This window comes from Gilliamella sp. B3172 (genome assembly GCF_026536465.1).
Classification (GTDB): Bacteria; Pseudomonadota; Gammaproteobacteria; order Enterobacterales; family Orbaceae; genus Gilliamella.
Map to the genome: position 1 here is coordinate 259,151 of NZ_JAFNOA010000001.1, position 19,511 is coordinate 278,661.

At 36.2% G+C, this 19,511-nt stretch carries 15 protein-coding genes; 9 read left to right on the top strand and 6 right to left on the bottom strand.

Annotation, left to right across the window (positions count from 1 at the left end):
* Positions 1-16 precede the first annotated feature (16 nt).
* The 7 genes from J3U37_RS01165 (at position 17) to J3U37_RS01195 (ending at position 9,483) form a co-directional block, all read left to right on the top strand.
* Entirely contained in the window at positions 17-1,711 is a 1,695-nt protein-coding gene (locus J3U37_RS01165; protein WP_267335067.1) for a ShlB/FhaC/HecB family hemolysin secretion/activation protein, read from the top strand.
* Positions 1,712-2,451: 740 nt separating this feature from the next.
* Positions 2,452-5,619 carry a filamentous hemagglutinin N-terminal domain-containing protein gene (locus J3U37_RS01170; protein ID WP_267373008.1) on the top strand — a complete coding sequence of 1,056 codons (3,168 nt, stop codon included), beginning with the start codon at positions 2,452-2,454 and terminating at the stop codon, positions 5,617-5,619.
* 235 nt (positions 5,620-5,854) lie between these two features.
* Entirely contained in the window at positions 5,855-6,133 is a 279-nt protein-coding gene (gene yccX / locus J3U37_RS01175) for an acylphosphatase (RefSeq protein ID WP_220217962.1), read from the top strand.
* Between the two features lie 83 nt (positions 6,134-6,216).
* Positions 6,217-6,783, top strand: a complete 567-nt coding sequence (lptC, locus tag J3U37_RS01180) for an LPS export ABC transporter periplasmic protein LptC (protein WP_267335071.1) — start codon at positions 6,217-6,219, stop codon at positions 6,781-6,783.
* 3 nt (positions 6,784-6,786) lie between these two features.
* Positions 6,787-7,341 (top strand): lipopolysaccharide transport periplasmic protein LptA, encoded by a 555-nt coding sequence (gene lptA / locus J3U37_RS01185; protein WP_267329965.1) that lies wholly within the window; start codon positions 6,787-6,789, stop codon positions 7,339-7,341.
* A 1-nt stretch (position 7,342) separates the two neighbouring features.
* Entirely contained in the window at positions 7,343-8,068 is a 726-nt protein-coding gene (gene lptB, locus J3U37_RS01190) for an LPS export ABC transporter ATP-binding protein (RefSeq protein WP_220217959.1), read from the top strand.
* Entirely contained in the window at positions 8,068-9,483 is a 1,416-nt protein-coding gene (locus tag J3U37_RS01195; protein WP_416379970.1) for an RNA polymerase factor sigma-54, read from the top strand. Before lptB ends, J3U37_RS01195 begins: the two co-directional genes overlap by 1 nt.
* Before the next feature lie 112 nt (positions 9,484-9,595).
* Here J3U37_RS01195 and J3U37_RS01200 read toward each other — a convergent pair whose 3' ends face one another.
* The 5 genes from J3U37_RS01200 to leuA all read right to left on the bottom strand — a co-directional run bounded on the left by J3U37_RS01200 (position 9,596) and on the right by leuA (position 15,744).
* Positions 9,596-10,711, bottom strand: a complete 1,116-nt coding sequence (locus tag J3U37_RS01200; RefSeq protein ID WP_267373010.1) for a hypothetical protein — start codon at positions 10,709-10,711, stop codon at positions 9,596-9,598.
* A gap of 174 nt (positions 10,712-10,885) precedes the next feature.
* On the bottom strand, positions 10,886-11,488 hold the full coding sequence (gene leuD / locus J3U37_RS01205; RefSeq protein ID WP_220217956.1) for a 3-isopropylmalate dehydratase small subunit: 603 nt from the start codon (positions 11,486-11,488) through the stop codon (positions 10,886-10,888).
* A gap of 11 nt (positions 11,489-11,499) precedes the next feature.
* Positions 11,500-12,900, bottom strand: coding sequence for a 3-isopropylmalate dehydratase large subunit (gene leuC, locus J3U37_RS01210; RefSeq protein WP_267373011.1), 1,401 nt, complete (start codon positions 12,898-12,900; stop codon positions 11,500-11,502).
* Between the two features lie 143 nt (positions 12,901-13,043).
* Positions 13,044-14,126: a 3-isopropylmalate dehydrogenase gene (gene leuB, locus J3U37_RS01215; RefSeq protein ID WP_267373012.1), complete on the bottom strand. Its 1,083-nt coding sequence runs from the start codon at positions 14,124-14,126 to the stop codon at positions 13,044-13,046.
* 70 nt (positions 14,127-14,196) lie between these two features.
* Positions 14,197-15,744: a 2-isopropylmalate synthase gene (leuA, locus tag J3U37_RS01220; RefSeq protein WP_220217953.1), complete on the bottom strand. Its 1,548-nt coding sequence runs from the start codon at positions 15,742-15,744 to the stop codon at positions 14,197-14,199.
* A gap of 461 nt (positions 15,745-16,205) precedes the next feature.
* Here leuA and nfsB point away from each other — a divergent pair, with 461 nt between their 5' ends.
* Positions 16,206-16,850, top strand: coding sequence for an oxygen-insensitive NAD(P)H nitroreductase (gene nfsB / locus J3U37_RS01225; protein ID WP_220217952.1), 645 nt, complete (start codon positions 16,206-16,208; stop codon positions 16,848-16,850).
* A 53-nt stretch (positions 16,851-16,903) separates the two neighbouring features.
* Here nfsB and J3U37_RS01230 read toward each other — a convergent pair whose 3' ends face one another.
* Positions 16,904-17,515 (bottom strand): YcxB family protein, encoded by a 612-nt coding sequence (locus tag J3U37_RS01230; protein ID WP_267373013.1) that lies wholly within the window; start codon positions 17,513-17,515, stop codon positions 16,904-16,906.
* 232 nt (positions 17,516-17,747) lie between these two features.
* On the opposite strand from J3U37_RS01230, the gene ettA reads away from it, so the two are divergent.
* Positions 17,748-19,415, top strand: a complete 1,668-nt coding sequence (gene ettA, locus J3U37_RS01235; RefSeq protein ID WP_267329972.1) for an energy-dependent translational throttle protein EttA — start codon at positions 17,748-17,750, stop codon at positions 19,413-19,415.
* Positions 19,416-19,511: the final 96 nt, after the last annotated feature.

Consider the following 19,511-nt stretch of genomic DNA (forward strand, 5'->3'; position numbering starts at 1 on the left):
AATAATGGTAAATAAAATGGTAGATATCAGGAAGTTATCACTTATTTTAGCAGGTTTTTTTGTGTCATTTAATGCGGTAGCTGTATCTCAACCAACGGCACAAAATCAAAAAGTCAGCGATCAACAACTCATTTACCAACAAGAGAGACAAAAAGCAACGGAAGAAGCTTTATCCACCAAAACACCGGATATCAATTTACAATCTCCCATGAAGAAAGTTCAAAGCATTGACTTTCCAGAAGAAAAGGTGTGTTTTCGTATTGATCATGTTAAGTTATTAGAACGTGATGCCTTACCTTTTTATATTCCTCTTAATCGTTTAGCTCAGCAAGCCGAAGGACGTTGTTTAGGTAGCAATGGACTTAATTTATTGATGACTGAACTGCAAAATCAGCTTATAAGTTATGGTTATATAACAACTCGCGTGGTGGCGCCTCAACAAGATATCACCAGTGGTACATTCACCCTATTAATCTTAAAAGGTACGGTTGGCAATATTAGCTACACTTCAGATAGTGATAGCCATTCAAGCTTATATACTAGTATTCCTTTAAAAACCGGGGATTTGCTCAATTTGCGTGCATTAGAGCAAGGATTAGAAAATTTACAACGCGTCCCTACATCGATTGCCAATATTGAATTAATCCCTAGTAAAGAACAGGGGCAAACCGACATTGTTATTAAACGTACCCAAGATAAGTATTGGCGATTAGGTGTTTCTTTAGATAACTCAGGTACTAAAGATACCGGGCGTTATTTGGGTGGTCTAACTCTTTATCTGGATAATCCGTTAGGACTCAGTGACACTTTTTATGTGTCTGGTGATCATGATCTGGAAAATAAACACAAATATGGAACACGTGATTATCTATTTTCTTATTCTGTTCCATATGGTTATTGGATGTTTGATGCCACTATATATGGCAACACCTATCATCAAAATATTCCCGGGATTGTCGATTATCAATATAAAGGAAGAAGTAAAAACTATAACTTCCAAATTAGCCGGATCATTCATCGTAACTCAACCCAAAAAACAACATTAAGTTATGGCATCAATTTACGAGAGTCACATAACTATATGGAAGATTTGGAGCTAGAGATTCAACGCCGAAAAACAACCAATTGGAAAATCGGGCTACAACATCGTCATTATATCGATAATATGACATTGGATTTGGGGCTTTGGTACCAAAAAGGGGTGCGCTGGTTTGGTGCGCAAAAAGCGCATGAAGAAGAAGTGGGTATTGCCAGTGCTTTGACCGATATTTTTAAATTCGATTTGTCTTTATATAAGCCCTTTAGCTTAGGCAATCAAAATTTTGCTTATATTTTTGAAACTCGTGGGCAAATGACTAGGCGCAATAAACTCACACCGCCAGACCGTTTTTCAATTGGTAGTCGTTGGACTGTTCGTGGGTTTGACGGCGAGCGTATGTTAACAGCGGATAATGGGATATATATCCGTAATGAGTTAGATTGGCAAATGCCTACCAATCAGCAACTCTATTTTGGACTCGACGCTGGCCAAGTGTCCGGAGCGAATTCTGAAGATTTGGTCGGAAAACGATTGGTTGGCTCAGTGGTTGGTGTAAGAGGACGTCAGTTTGATATCTATTATGATCTGTTTGTTGGTGTACCACTTTACAAACCGAATAAATTCAAAACCAACCATTTAACTTTAGGGTTTTACTTGAATTGGACTTATTAATTAGTTAGTAAGTGTTTTTAAAAGGAAATAATTAAACTTAAAAATAACAGTATATAAAATAATGAGTTATCATTTTTTTGACAAAGATTGTTATTTTTAATCAATGGATATTAGCATGCGAAACATGCAAAAGAAACTTTACATAAAACCTTTTGACCCGTTATTCATATAAAGATTATTATATGAGAATGGCTATCAAATTGATGTAAAAGGTTTGATGATTTATTAGTGCAGTATGGTTAAAAATATAAGAATAAATACAAGTAGTTTGATTTTGGTAAAACAGTATTAAAAAGTGAATATGTTTTATATCAATTTATAACATCATAAATTAGTAACAAATCAGTTTTTAATGATAAGTCCGTAGGGCTTTAATACCTTTTTTAAGCAGCGAATTAAAGAGAATAGTTAACAATTAATTATGCTCTAATTTACTTCATAGTTAACGTTGTTAACTTCACTAATAAATTTGGATTAAATGGCAACAATAATGCATTGATACTTATTCAGTTATTGAGTTGGCAGTTAATAGAATAAAATTCATTTGATTAATTGTACTTATACGATAATTAGTTGTTATATCAATTAGTTATAGTGTTTTTTATTGCGTTGAATAAATGATGTAACTGATTTTAGTTACTCAGTTAAGTCATTTGTGTTTGGAAATGGTTTTACTAAAACAAATTGCTCTTTTAATTCATAATTTGAGCAATATAAAATAGATGAAAGGTGAAAATACTATGAATAAAAATTTATATCGAATTGTTTTTAATCAAGCTCGTGGCTTGTTTGTGGTTGTGTCTGAAATTGTCAAATCACACCAAGCGGTTTCGGGAAGTGCTAAAAAAACAAAATCAATCAGTTCACAAAATGACTTAGCTGGTAAGAGTAAAACAAGTGCATTAAAGCCATTAGTATTCTTATCGTATGTTGCTTTAGGTCTGGTGAGTGTAGCCGGAACAAGCTATGCGTCAAATATTGTGGTGGATAAAAATGCAAGCCAAAATCAACGTCCAAACGTTCATCAATTAGGTAATGGCGCTACACAAATTGATATTGCCTCACCAACTAGTGGTGGTGTATCGCATAACAAATTTAACCAATTTGATGTTTCAAAAGAAGGGGTAATCCTTAATAACTCTCGTAATGGTTCAAATACTCAATTAGGCGGAGCAATAAATGGTAACCAATCATTAACCAATAGTGCAAAAATTATTCTTAATGAAGTTAACTCTAAAAATCCGTCTCAATTACAAGGTTATGTTGAAGTTGCCGGTCAAAAAGCACAAGTTGTTATCGCAAATACAGCAGGTATCACCTGTAATGGTTGTGGTTTCATCAACGCTGACCGTGCTACGTTAACTACTGGTAAACCAATAATCGAAAATGGTAGTCTGAAAGGTTATGATGTTCAAGGTGGTAAAATTGAAATCAATGGTAAAGGTTACCGAGCATCTGGGCAAGATTATACCGATCTTATCTCTCGTAGTGTATCGATTAATGCTGAGTTATGGACTGATAATCAGTTAAATGTTGTCACTGGTAAAAATAAAGTCAGTGCTGATTTAAGCAAAATCGAAAAACAAGGTGCTGATTCGGTTTCCGGTAAGCCAGAATTCGGCGTTGATGTCTCAGCGCTAGGTGGAATGTATGCCAATAAAATCAAAATGGTAGGTACTGAGCTTGGTGTTGGTGTGCGTAATAATGGAAAAATTTGGACTAATGCTGGTGAAGTCAATATTTCTGCAGAAGGACAAATACTTAATCAAGGCTCAATTGACGCAGCTGGCGATATAGTTATAAAAAGTGTAAGTAGTGGTGTTGAAAACCAAAATTATATCAGTAGCCGAAAAGGCAGCGCTTCTTTTGCTAGTAGTGAAGAGATTAAAAATAATGTTCAGGGAGTAATTAAAGCAAGAGAGAATATTAATTTTAACTCAGGTGAATGGACTGGTAACGATGGTTTAATCGAAGCGGGACAAACAATTTCATCACAAGGTTACAATTTTACTAACGGTTTGGGTGGTACAGCTAAAGCCAAAAATATTCAAGTTAAAACAGTAACTTCAAGAAATACTGGTGATTTGTATGCTGATAATGAGATTAAATTTGATGTTGATACATTATCAAGCCAAGGTAAAATCATTGCCGGTAAACAAGTCTCTATCTTAGCCAAAGAGTTTTTTAATAGTTTCGAACCTGCTTTAGTCGAAAGTGAAAATATTCTTTTACAAGGTGTAACTTTCCGAAATGAAGGCAGTGTTAATGCTAAAAACCAATTAACTATTAAGTTCGATGATGCAGAAAATTATAGACAATTATTTGCCGGCAATAAGGTATCTATAGTTGCAAATCGTTTAATCAATCGTTGGGAAAACGGTAATATACTTGCAAAAGATATCGATATTAAGACCAATGAATTTAAAAACTATTTTAAAGTTAAAGCAACCGATAAAGTAAATATTCTTTCTGATTATTTAGCTGTTATCTCTCATGGTATTATAGAAGGAGAGAATGTTGACTTAGAAGGCCACGAGTTCAATAACCAAGGTCAGGTTATAGCGAAAAATAATTTAAACATCAATATTACGGATGTGTTAAACCTTAGCGGGCTAACAAGTGGCAATAAGATGTCAATCACTTCAGAAAAATTTGTCAATCGTTGGGAAAATGGGCAAATATTTGCTAAGGATTTAGACATTTTAGCTGATTCAATTGAAAATTATAAAAACATCAAAGCAACAGACAGTATAAATATGAAGTTTGAAAAACTGACAAATATTGCAATGATATATACCGAAGGTAAATTGAATCTGGAAGGTCATATTTTTAATAATGAAATAGACGGTAATGTGCTGGGTGATCTTATTAACATTGATGTTTCTCAGGTAAAAAATGTTGGTAAACATAACTCCTTAACAGGTGAAATAATCAAAGGGATCAGCTTTATTAATTACGGTTTGATTAAATCTAAAGGCTATTTTGAATCTGAAGCATTTGATGTTAACAATGGTGCAGATGGGAGAATGGTAATAGATAAACATGCCACTTTCACCGGAGAAAGTTTGCATAATGAAGGAGCAATAAATGTTAAAAATGATCTGACAATTAACACTAAGCAGGTTGTAAATTGGAAGTCTCTGGTCTCCACTAATGGCTCATTCAATCTAAAAGGCATCAACTTTGAAAATGGATATGGTTCGAAGATTGAAACCGATAATACAATTAACATTGATGCAGATCTTGTCGATAATTTTGGAGTAATGGAGGCGCCTAATTTGATTAAAATCAAAGCTCGCAAAGAATTCTATAACAGAGGTCGAGAAAAGATAGTTGATGGTGTTATGGAGAGTAAAGTGATTGATATTGAAACTGATAGAGCAAGTAATGACGGTAAAATGGCTGGTTATGATAGAATTATAGTGAAGAGCGATTACTTTATTAATAACTGGTTTGGTAATCTAGAAAGTTATGATATCAAACTTTCAGGTAATAAATTCATGAATTATGGCTCAGCTAATGCTAAAAATGAGCTACTAATTGACGAAACAGAGGCAGTAAATATTGGTAAACTTAATTCTGACTACCTATTAACTGTTAAGTCAAATAAATTCAAAAATGCGAAGCGAGGTATAATTACGGCAGGTTGGCAAGCTGATTTTTCAGGTGGTATCATCCAAAATGATGGTTTAATTCAAACCGGTCATGCAATCGATATCGATGCTGATGATATTATTAATGATGGCTTGTTAAAATCTGATAAACATTTAAGGGTATCTGGTGGCAGTTTTTTTAACCGAGAGCCAGGTAAAGTTGATACAGAGACTGTTACAGCTAACGTGAAAAAGTATACAAATAAAGGTGAAATAAAAGGTAATATCGTTTATTTATCTAATCCAACTAATTAATTTTAATAGATTTTTATTTAGTAATTTTAATTAAATAATCGTAAGATCCTAGTCTGTTTGCATGAACCATAATGCAATAAACTAGGATCTTTTTTATCCATTTAACGAAACTAACTTTTCAATAATCTCACCTTCAAACACTAGCACTATTTTATTAGATTGAAATTGATTTTAGTTTTACAATCTACCTAACAGTGGTTAACTTTTTATTAAACGTAGATGCAGTGGCGATATCATGATAAAACAAATTAAATTACAAGTAAGCGGTAGAGTTCAAGGCGTCGGATTTCGATTCTGTACCTATCAACAAGCCAAAAAACTTGGTTTAGTCGGTTATGTTAAAAATCTAGATAATGGTGATGTCGAAATTATTGCGCAAGGGGATACCACCCAGATAGCAAAGTTAATACAATGGCTTAACTGTGGCGGACCACGTTCTGCACGGATAGGGAATATAAATATAGATGAATTAATATCACTCAATGATTTAACTTCTTTTAATGTCCGATATTAATTTAGTGAAAAATAAAGTAAAATAAGCCAATTGTAGATGTTTCGAAAAACTGATTTATCTTCTTTGTGTGATTAACTTATGCCATGAATAAAAAAAATATAATCTGTTTATTGCTTCTGATTGTGGTTATCGGAGTTTATTATAATTACCAGAAAGGTGATGAAACTAAAGTTTTGCAATCTACTGCAAATTTATCTGACACGCCAATTTATCAGAGTGATAACATGGTAACCAATGTTTACAATTTAGAGGGTGAAATTGTCTATAAAATAGAATCGGGTAAGGTTAAACACTTTGACTCATCTGAAGTGACAGAATTTGATTTGCCCAATGTTACGCTTTATGATCAAGAAAATTCTGCTACATGGCATATTACTGCTCAAAGAGCAGCATTAACTAATGATAAAAAAATCTATCTGTATAGCGATGTTCAATTAACTAACTTAACACCTGATGCGCAATTACAGAAAGTACTAACTGATAATGCTGTTATTGATTTAACAACTCAACTTGTCACCTCAAAAGACCCAATAACGATCAAAGGGGTTGGATATTATTCAACCGGGCTAGGGTTGGCTGGTGATTTGCAGGCAAAAACAGCTAAAATACTTGAGAATGTCAAAACCTATTACCATACTGAGGCCGAATAAAACATGAGATCGCAAAAACAGATTATTTCTTCACTATTTTTAATTTTATTTGTTTCTTTTGGATCTATGGCTGTTGAATCCGAAAATCAAACGTCTGTTAATAAAGATGATCAAAAAGTATTTGTTGCCAACAAACCTATAACGATTGATGCTGATAATCAGCAAATTGATATTGAAAAAAATATTCTGACATTTAGTGGTAATGTTCGCATTGTTCAAGACGGTTTAACCATAAATGCCGACAGAGTCACCATTACTGATATGCAAGATACCTCAAAACAAAAAATTACCGGTTACGGTAATCCGGTTAACTTTAAACAAATATTACCGAAAAATAACCGAATTGTTACCGGGCATTCTAATCAAATTATCTATAATGTAAAAGAAAATAGTGTTGTTTTACAAGGTGATGCCGAAATTATTCAGCAAGACAATCATATAAAAAGTTCTATTATTTCCTATGATGTTAACAAACAAGTGATAGTAGCTGAGCCCGGTAAAAATAATAGAGTAAAAACTACTATAATCCCAAGCCAAGTAAAAGGGATGAATAAATAATATGTCAATATTAAGAGCAGTTAATCTAGCAAAAGTTTATAAAAAACGACGTGTTGTCGAAGATGTGAGTCTGACAGTTAATTCAGGTGAAATTGTTGGCTTATTAGGGCCAAATGGTGCCGGTAAAACCACCACTTTTTACATGGTAGTGGGGATCGTGACGTTAAATGCAGGTAAAATTTATCTTGATGACCATGATATTAGTATTTTACCTTTGCATGAACGAGCTAAAAAAGGAATTGGCTACTTGCCTCAAGAAGCCTCCATATTTAGAAAACTCTCAGTTATAGACAATATCATGGCCATTTTGGAAACCCGCAATGATATCGATAAAAATGAAAAAATCGATCGGGCAGAAGAGTTACTTGAAGAGTTTCATATCACCCACATTCGAGACAGTATCGGACAATCCTTATCCGGTGGTGAACGTCGCCGGGTTGAAATTGCTCGAGCGTTAGCAGCTAACCCAAAATTTATCTTGCTTGACGAGCCTTTTGCCGGCGTTGATCCGATTTCAGTTATCGATATTAAAAATATTATTAAGCATTTGCGTGATCGCGGCTTAGGAGTGTTAATTACTGATCATAACGTACGTGAAACACTTGATGTTTGTGAACGAGCTTATATTGTCAATAAAGGACATTTGATTGCTGAAGGTACGCCAGATAGTATTTTAAGTAACGAGTATGTCAAACGCGTATACTTAGGGCATGAATTTAGATTATGATGAAAACTGGTTTACAACTGAAAGTCTCTCAACAATTATCGATGACCCCACAGTTGCAATTAGCAATTCGGATGTTACAGTTGTCAACTTTAGAATTAAGGCAAGAGATTCAAACTGCACTTGAAAATAATCCATTACTTGAAGTTGATGATCAATATGATGAAATTAATGTAGAGTCAGCAGAGTTAAATGAAAATATCGATACCAGAGAAGCTTTAGATAGTGAACAAATCCCGGAAGATATTCCGCTTGATGCTTCCTACGAGGATATTTATACTGCCGGAACGCCCTCCGGCACTAACTCTGATTATCGTAGCGATGAATTACCGATATACCAAGGTGAAACTCACGAAACATTACATGACTATTTGAATTGGCAACTTGATTTAACCCCATTTAGTGACACAGATAGAGCTATTGCAACCTCGATTATTGAAGCGATTGATGACCGAGGATATTTAACGGTTTCCGCTGAAGAAATTTTAGAAGAGCAAGGCAACGACGAGATTGAACTTGATGAAGTTGAGGCTGTGCTAAAGCGGATTTGGAATTTCGATCCTATTGGCGTTGGCGCCAGAACTTTACAAGAATGCTTAGCCATTCAAATTCAGCATTTAGAGACCCCACCATTAGTAAAACAAATCATTGATAACTATTTGGACTTGTTAGCCACACGGGATTATCGAACCCTTAAAAAAGTGTTAAATGCCAGTGATGAGCAATTAAAAGAAGCGGTGAATTTTATTCAACACTTACACCCTTATCCCGGTGATTCGGTCAACACGACGCCGCCCGATTATGTTATACCGGATGTGATAGTGAAAAAAAGTGAAGGTAAATGGGTTGTTGATTTAAACAACGAAACCATACCGTCTTTACGCATAAACCAGCAATATGCCGCAATGGAAAAAGTAAGCAGTGAAAGTGATAGTCAATATATACGGTCACATTTGCAAGATGCTAATTGGTTTATAAAAAGTATTGAAAATCGTAATGAAACTTTATTAAAAGTCAGCCAATTTATTGTTGAGCATCAACAAGCTTTTTTTGAATATGGACAGGAATATATGAAACCGATGATTTTATCGGATGTGGCGTTAGCTATTGATATGCATGAATCGACAATTTCCCGTGTTACTACGCAAAAATATTTGCAATGTCCAAGCGGAATATTTGAACTTAAATTCTTTTTTTCCAGCCATGTTAATACGCAATCAGGTGGGGAAGCCTCATCAACGGCAATTCGGGCTTTAATAAAAAAATACATTTCGGCAGAAGATAGTAAAAAACCATTGAGCGATAGTAAACTGGTCTCGATTCTTCAAGAGCAGGGTATTATTATTGCACGCCGAACTGTTGCCAAATATCGTGAAGCATTATCCATTCCACCGTCCAGTCAACGTAAACAACTTTAATGATATCATTTATTTTTAGCTATCACTTTATGAGTGATAGCTATACTTGCAAGTGATAAGTACAACCTATAAACCATTTAAAATGATCGCTAGATTGTTTAATCAAATTCAGTCATCGTGATATTTTATTGTTATATTTTTTGTAATTATTTATTACTATTAGTAGAGCAAATATCGCCGATATAACCCCAACTATTATCAAACCTATATCATATTCCGCTTCAAATAAATTAATAAGTATATAGATTGAGATTAGCAGTAATATCATTATCAAATAAGAGAATAGGATACTGGTTAAATAACGATAACCAGGAGCGACACAAGACGCTACTGAAACAGCTAATCCACAGGATAACATTAAGCCTAAAATGGCTTTTAAAGATATTGTTATTGGGTTACTTAGCGTATGTGTTAGGTTAGCAAAGATATAAAAGAATATTGAAACGCTCAAAAAACCGATTACACAGCCAATTATAAAACCAGGTAAAACACATAACCACCTTATCCAGGCTGGCCAATTCCTCATAAAATAAAGACCGCCATTGTCATCTAAATCTGCCCACCCTTTTTTCTTTGGTTCTAAATCAACAGATTCATTCCGTTTGGCATACTTATCTAACATTGCTTCAATATATTGATAATCAGCTAAATGATCAAAACACTCTTTAGTTAATTTATAGCGATCTGATTCTTGATTGATTGTTTTTTGTATTAAGCAAATGCTGTTATAAGTATGATTATATTCAATATTACACAAAGTAATATTTTCAATGCTCTGATCATGCTTCATTAGTTGAATTGTTTGATTGTCAATAACAACTTTACTAATGATTGGATGACGTTGAATGTGAATTGTATTTTGACACTCAATATTCTCATATTTTTTAAAGTAGACAATGTATTTATACACTATCTTGTTTTCTTGCAACAGAGCAATCTTGTTTACTCTACTGATTGTCAGCATTTCGCCTTCAATATTAAGCGTTTTACCGATACAAAAATGTTTTTTAAAAATTGAATCTTGTTTATTCGTTTGTTTCTGAAAGAATTTTGATTGGGCAATAATGACTTTTTGGTTTAACGACGGAATTTCAACAAGTTGCGTTTTGTATTCCTCTTTTCCTTTTCGCTGTATCAAATAGATAATGAAAATAATGAGAAACAGAAGAACAATAGGAATTGATATGTATTGGATATCATTCCATAGAAATTGTAAAGTTTGTAGCATGTTCCTTATTCCTTATAAACAGTTAATATTGGTATTTTTCTGATCTAAAAGCCAGTGGTGGTAGTATACCTTGAAGTGGTTATCTGATAGAAGTTAAACTGAAGAACTGATGTGGAAAAAAGGTGAGATATCATCGCTTAAATAATAGTAAGCGATGATATCTTAATTAAGCACTTATGCTAAAAAAGAGGGGATGTTATGTTCAAATGCACTAATGGCATCTTCATGTTGTAGCGTTAAACCAATATTATCTAATCCATTTAACAAACAATGGCGTTTAAATGCATCAATTTTAAATGGATATTGCTTATCGCCTGCAATGACAACTTCGTTAACCAGATCGATTGTAAATTCGATTCCTTCATTGGCTTCAACAATTTTGAAAAGTTCATCAATGTCTTCCTCTGAAAGATTGACTAACAATAATTGATTGTTAAACGAGTTGTTATAAAAAATATCGGCAAAACTCGATCCTATAATCGTTTTAAACCCATAATCTGCTAACGCCCATGGTGCATGCTCACGAGATGAACCGCAACCAAAATTTTCACGTGCTAATAAAATACTGGCGCCTTTATAACGTGGCTTATTTAAAACGAAATCGGGATTAGGTTGTTCGCCTAGGTCATCTAAAAAACGCCATTCATGAAAAGCATGTTTACCAAAGCCGGTGCGAGTTACTTTTTGTAAAAATTGTTTTGGGATAATGGCATCGGTATCCACATTAGCCGCATCTAAAGGAACGACCAGTCCTGTATGTTTTGTAAATTTAGCCATGACCAGTCTCCTTAAAATGGTTTGCGAATATCAGTAAAATGCCCGGTAATGGCAGCAGCGGCAGCCATGGCCGGACTGACTAAATGGGTGCGAGCATCACGACCTTGTCGTCCTTCAAAATTACGATTACTGGTAGAGGCACAGCGATCGCCCGGTGCTAATTTGTCATCATTCATCGCCAGGCACATTGAGCAGCCCGGTAATCGCCATTCAAAACCGGCATCAATAAAAATTTTATCTAACCCTTCCGCTTCCGCTTGTTGTTTTACTGGGCCGGAACCCGGAACGACTAGTGCTTGTACGCCTTCGGCGACTTTACGCCCCTTAGCAATTTTGGCTGCTGCACGCAAATCTTCTATACGTGAATTGGTACATGATCCAATAAAGACTTTATTGATCTTAATATCACTCATTTTAGTACCGGCAGATAATCCCATATAGGTTAAAGCACGCTGCGCCGAATGTTTTTCAATTGGGTCAGCAAAATCATCAGGATTTGGTACCGTTGCATCAATCGATGTAACTTGACCGGGATTCGTTCCCCATGTCACTTGTGGGGCAATGTCTTTGCCCTCAAGGGTCACAACACTGTCAAAATGCGCTCCCTCATCGGTTTTTAAGGTTTTCCAATAAGCCACCGCTTTATCAAAATCCTCCCCTTTTGGTGAGAATTGGCGACCTTTTAAGTATTCAAATGTGACTTCATCCGGTGCAATCAAACCGGCTTTAGCGCCCATTTCAATTGCCATATTACATAATGTCATACGGCCTTCCATTGATAAAGATTTAATAGCTTCACCGCAAAACTCAACCACATGTCCGGTACCGCCAGCACTGGTTGTTTTACCAATAATCGCTAAAATAATATCCTTAGCGGTAATGCCGTTGGCAACCTGACCTTTAACTTCAATTTTCATGGTTTTAGCTCGCCCCTGTTTTAACGTTTGGGTGGCTAATACATGTTCCACTTCCGATGTGCCGATACCAAATGCAAGTGCGCCAAATGCGCCATGAGTTGCAGTATGTGAATCGCCACAAACAATTGTCATACCGGGTAAAGTCATACCTTGTTCTGGTCCTACCACATGCACAATACCACGTAATGGGCTTTGTAATCCATATAGGGAGACGCCAAACTCTTCGGCATTTTTTGCCAATTCGGTTAACTGAATGCGAGCCATTTCGCTACAGGCATTTAAATCATTACTTTTGGTTGAAGTATTATGATCCATGGTGGCAAACGTTTTGTGAGGCTGACGTACTTTACGATTCATGGCACGTAAACCGTCAAAAGCTTGTGGAGACGTCACTTCATGCACTAAATGACGATCGATATATAAAATCGGTGTTTCGTTCGGCGCTTGATAAACGACGTGTGCATCATATATTTTTTGATACAGTGTTTTCGACATTGCATATTCCTTGTTATTGTCACTACCGGTACTTAAAACATAGTTTTATCGTATTAATTTACTTAGATTAAGGTGACCAACATTGCGTATTTAAGGCTGATTGCCAACTATCAAAACTACACAACTTGGTCACATAAAACGGTTTACGAAATAAATTTACAGATAATATCGCCCATTTCATCAGTCGATATAGGTTGCACATTACGGGCAAGATCTGCTGTACGATAACCCTTTTCTAATGCCTGATTTACTGCTGTTTCAATAGCGTTAGCAATATCGTCTCGTTTTAAACTATAACGAACTAATAACGCCAAAGATAAAATTTGCGCTGCTGGATTTGCGATATTTTTACCGGCGATATCCGGTGCACTGCCGCCAGCCGGCTCATAAAGACCAAAGCCTTGTTCGTTAAGGCTTGCCGAAGGTAACATTCCCATTGAACCGGTGATCATGGCACATTCATCAGATAAAATATCGCCGAATAAATTTGAACATAAAATGACATCAAATTGGGAAGGATCTTTAACCAGTTGCATAGTGGCATTATCAATATACATATGTTCAAGCGCTACATCCGGATAATCTTTTGCGACTTGACTAACTACTTCACGCCATAAAATTGAGGTTTGCAACACATTAGCTTTATCAACTGAGGTCACTTTTTTGCGACGCAAACGAGCGGCTTCAAAGCCCATTTTGGCAATACGTTCGATTTCAAAACGGTGATACACTTCAGTGTCAAATGCTCGCTCTTGTGCACCGCTACCTTCTCGACCTTTTGGCAAGCCAAAATAGATACCGCCGGTTAATTCACGCATACATAAGATATCAAAACCATGCGAGGCAATATCTGCACGCAATGGGCAAAGCTCTTCTAAACCTTGATATAAGCGAGCAGGGCGCAAGTTGGCGAATAATTTAAAGTGTTTGCGAAGTGGTAATAGTGCGCCTCGTTCCGGTTGCGCATCGGGTGGTAAGTGGCTCCATTTTGGACCACCCACAGAGCCAAATAGAATCGCATCAGCCTTTTCACAACCTTCGAGCGTCTCTTTAGGTAACGGGCAACCATGAACATCGATAGCTGCACCGCCGACATCATACTCACTGGTGGTGATAGCAAGCTGATATTTTTGGCGAATCACTTCAAGCACTTTATAGGCTTGTTTCATCACTTCTGGTCCAATCCCATCCCCCGGTAATACTGCAATATGGTAGTTTTGTGACATATTCTTATTCCTTAACAATCTAATTTAATTTTGCTATTTTGTTCCCGATGAACAAAACAATATTCGGTTTTTAATCATGATGTAATTTTTGTTTTTCTTGCGCAACTTGATTTGCTCTATAGACATTATTTAATACATTGATTAATGCTAACGCTGATGAATGAACAATATCGGTTGCCAGCCCCACACCATGAAATTTACGGCCTTTATAATCAGCCACAATATCAACTTGACCTAAAGCGTTCTCGCCTTGACCTTTTGAAGCTAATTGATATTTAATAATTGAAATTGGCTCGCCAGTGATACGGTTAATGGCTTGATACACTGCATCAACCGGGCCATTACCGGTAGCTGCATCTGAAAATTTTTGATCGCCGATGATTAAACTGACCGATGCGGTCGAAACGACCGTTGAGCCGGATTGAACATTAAAATAGTCTAAAACATAATGCTCTTTTTCATCTTTTATTTGATTAATAAAAATTAAGGCTTCTAGATCGTAATCAAACACTTGCCCTTTTTTGTCTGCCAGCGCTAAAAACGCTTCATAGACTTGATCTAAGTTATAATCATTATCCTGATAACCTAACTCTTCTAAGCGATGTTTTACCGCTGCTCGACCGGAGCGGGAAGTTAGGTTTAATTGGATCTGATTTAAACCGATCGACTCGGGCGTCATAATTTCATAAGTTTCACGATTTTTTAGGATGCCGTCTTGATGGATCCCAGAGGAGTGGGCAAATGCGTTACTGCCAATAACGGCTTTATTTGCCGGTATTGGCATATTGGTAATTTGGCTGACAATTTGACTGGTACGATAAATTTCCTGATGATTGATATTGGTGTGAACATTTAAGATATTTTGGCGCACTTTGATCGCCATAATCACTTCTTCTAAAGCGGTATTTCCTGCACGTTCACCTAATCCATTCATCGCCCCTTCAATTTGACGAGCACCTTCTTGAATCGCGCTAATCGAGTTAGCCACCGACATGCCCAAGTCATCATGACAATGAACAGAGATAATCGCTTTATCAATGTTCGGGACACGTTCAAATAAGGTATGAATAATGCCACCAAATTGATAAGGAACAGTATAACCGACAGTATCCGGGATATTGATCGTACTTGCCCCGGCTTTAATCGCTGCTTCAACAATTCGACATAGGTTATCAATTGGGGTACGGCCTGCATCTTCACAAGAAAACTCCACATCATTAGTATAATTACGTGCACGTTTAATACAGTGCACAGCCCTATCAACGACATCATCAAATGTCATTTTTAATTTATCTTGTACATGTAAGGTTGATGTTGCCATAAAAGTATGAATACGAAATTGGTCAGCAACCTTTAACGCTTCAGCTGCAACATCAATATCTTTATCTATACAGCGAGATAACGCACAAACCCGGCTATCTTTAATCGTTTTAGCAATCGTTTGGACTGATTCGAAATCGCCCGGTGATGAGATTGGAAAACCAACTTCCATTACATCCACACGCATTCTTTCTAAAGCTAGCGCTATTTGTAGTTTTTCTTTGACACTTAAACTTGCTTGTAAAGCTTGTTCACCATCACGTAATGTGGTATCAAAAATAATGACTTGATCGCTCATTGTTTATTCCTTATTAATATTTTGGCGCTATCTCGGTATTTCAAGTTATGAAAACAAAAAACCCGCACTTTTGCGCGGGTTCTTGTTTATTTTGTCGAGTTGTTTACTAAATTACTTATTTACTCCACACACAAGCTATCCGCGCAAATTGATGCGAGGAGGAGGCTGAGGTCGAGAGATAAAAATTTAGTAAACATAAAAACTCTAATTCCAGTTAACACTACAGATTTAATTGTTGATATTTTTACCAAATGATGTTTGTTATGTCAACGATTATTTACTCATGTTGTCGCTATTTTGTTAAAATCATGAATAATAAAAAAGAGATGCCATTAGTGTAAAACTGCTTTTTCAGTTGACTATTATGAGTAATAGTAAATCTATTAGATTAATAAGTTGAGCTAAGGTATATTCTTACTATAATTAATCGATAACTTATCAATGCTAACGAGGGCATAACGATGAATATTGTTGATATTTCGCAAAAACGCTATACAACTAAACATTATGATCCAACTAAAAAAATCCCGGCAGATGTGATAGAACAACTGTTAACCGTACTAAGAAACAGTCCATCATCGGTTAACTCTCAACCGTGGCATTTTTATGTCATTGATAATGAAGCAGCCAAAAATAAAATTTTGCCGGCAATAGCTGATTTTAATCAACCACGTGTCACCGGCTCATCACATACTATTGTTTTTTGTATTAAAACCCCATTGGATGAAGCCCATTTAGTTAATCTCCTTAATCAAGAAGAGAAAGATGGCCGTTTGCCTTCGGCGGAATTAAAGGCGTCTCAAGATCAGGGACGACGTTATTTTGTAAATTTAAACAGCAAAACACCTGAATCACAACAGTGCTGGGAAGGTAAACAAGCCTATATTGCATTAGGGCAATTGCTTTTTGCCGCTGCGGCAATTGGTGTTGATTCTACCGCAATAGAGGGTTACGATTCTGCTAAAATGGATGAAATCTTAGATCTTAAAAGCAAAGGATTGAAAAGCATTGTGGTTGCAACGTTAGGTTATCGTGCTCAAGATGATGGTAATGCGCATCGTCCAAAATCACGTCTGCCGAAAGATCAAATCTTCACCTTTTTATAATCTGATTAACATCCCACCTCGTATTAGGTGGGATGAGTAATAAGGGTATGGTATTACTTCTGTGAATAATTGCTATAGTGTTTCAGTTTCTCTTCCAGCGCTTGTTGTTGTTCTAAACTAAACTCGTTATAAAAAAAGTAATACCCCGAACTCTCTTGTATGAAAAACACATAACCTTTTGATGTTTTCTCTATTTTATAAAATTCAGCATAGTTGATATTAGAAACTCCCACTTTTTTTATGTAACTGAAGGTTAGATGATCATCATAAAAAATACAGGTCATACTGCCAAAGCGTTCATTCAATGTTAAAACCTGCTTTTTTGATTGTTTTTTAAAATTAGCCAAAAATAAGGTAAGTAATAAAATAGGCAGTATGAAAATTAGTACTGATAAAGTAGGATTTTTTGGAAATAGCAACAAACTCAAAAATAAAAGGATAGTAGATAAAATAAACATCCTTTTTCTTGAATTTCGAAATTGATGACAAATAAACGCATATACACGTTTTTCATTATCGAAGGTGAAGGTAAAATTACGCATATTATCAGCAATTGAATCATCTAATTTTTGTGTAAAATTATCATCCAAACAACCTTGCAGCGCGTAATAAGTATCGACTAAATATTGTCGATCAATATGGCAATGAACGGTGATGTTATTCATACTTGCTCCTAAAATGGTCTTTATCACTCATACTGTCAATTTAATAGGTTATTGATTATATATGAAACCGATTAAATTACATGTAAAAAACAAAACCGACAGTGAATAAATCTAATCAATTCGGCAAATAACCCTAGACCCCATTGACAGAAACGTTACAATATACGGCATGACTTTTATAGCAAGTAAAATTAACTTGGCTATGATTAATTTAACAAACGGATGATGTTTTATGGCGCAATATGTTTATACCATGAATCGTGTTGGGAAGATTGTTCCTCCTAAACGTTATATTTTAAAAGATATCTCATTAAGTTTTTTCCCCGGTGCCAAAATTGGTGTTCTTGGCTTAAATGGGGCAGGTAAATCGACATTACTACGAATTATGGCTGGAGTGGATACCGAAATTGAAGGTGAAGCTCGTCCACAGCCGGACATTAAAATAGGTTATTTACCGCAAGAACCTAAACTTGATCCTAAGCAAACTGTACGTGAAGCTATTGAGCAAGCCGTTGGTGATGCCAAAAAAGCATTGGCTCGTTTAGATGAAGTGTATGCGGCTTATGCTGATCCAGATGCTGATTTTGACAAATTAGCCAAAGAACAAGCTGAACTTGAAGCAATCATACAATCGCAAGATGCGCATAATTTAGATAACCAACTAGAGCGAGCAGCTGACGCCTTGCGTCTACCGGATTGGGATGCAAAAATCGAAAATTTATCCGGTGGTGAACGCCGTCGTGTTGCTATTTGTCAGTTATTGCTGGAAAAACCGGACATGTTATTAATTGACGAACCAACTAACCATTTAGATGCTGAATCTGTCGCATGGTTAGAACGCTTTTTACATGACTATGAAGGCACGGTGGTCGCTGTAACCCATGACCGTTACTTCTTAGACAATGTTGCTGGTTGGATTTTAGAGCTAGACCGTGGTGAAGGTATTCCATGGGAAGGTAATTACTCTTCTTGGCTTGAACAGAAAGATCAGCGATTAGCGCAAGAAGCGGCAACCGAATCCGCTCGCCGTAAGTCGATTGAAAAAGAGCTTGAATGGGTGCGTCAAAATCCGAAAGGGCGTCAAGCAAAAAGCAAAGCTCGTTTAGCCCGTTTTGAAGAGCTTAATAGCAACGATTACCAAAAACGTAATGAGACCAATGAACTATTTATTCCACCTGGACCACGTTTAGGCGATAAAGTGATCGAAGTGAATAACTTAACTAAGTCATATGGTGATCGGGTGTTGATCGATAATCTCTCATTTAGTATTCCTAAAGGCGCAATTGTCGGGATTATTGGTCCAAATGGTGCCGGTAAATCAACACTATTTAGAATGTTATCCGGCAAAGAGCAACCCGATAGCGGTACGATTACGTTAGGAGATACCGTGCAATTGGCATCGGTCGATCAGTTCCGTGACAGTATGGATGATAAAAAGACCGTGTGGGACGAAATATCCAACGGACAAGATATTATGCGTATTGGTAATTTTGAAATCCCAAGCCGTGCCTATGTTGGTCGCTTTAATTTTAAAGGCGTCGATCAACAAAAAAGAGTTGGTGAATTGTCTGGTGGTGAACGTGGTCGGGTGCATTTAGCTAAATTACTTCAAGTTGGTGGTAATGTACTATTACTCGATGAACCGACCAATGACCTTGATGTCGAAACCTTACGTGCGCTGGAAAATGCGTTATTAGAGTTCCCGGGCTGTGCATTAGTTATTTCGCATGACCGTTGGTTCTTAGACCGCATTGCAACCCATATTCTCGATTATCAAGACGAAGGACATGTTGAGTTCTTTGAAGGTAACTTTACCGAATATGAAGAGTGGAAAAAACGCACTTTAGGCGCAGAAGCAGTAGAGCCGAAGCGTGCCAAATACAAAAGAATCACAAAATAGCGCTGATGATAATAATTCCCGCCGTGACAGACGGCGGGAACTCCTGCATGTTCAAGCTATTTTACATTGAGTTAAGATAACTTATAAACTCAATTC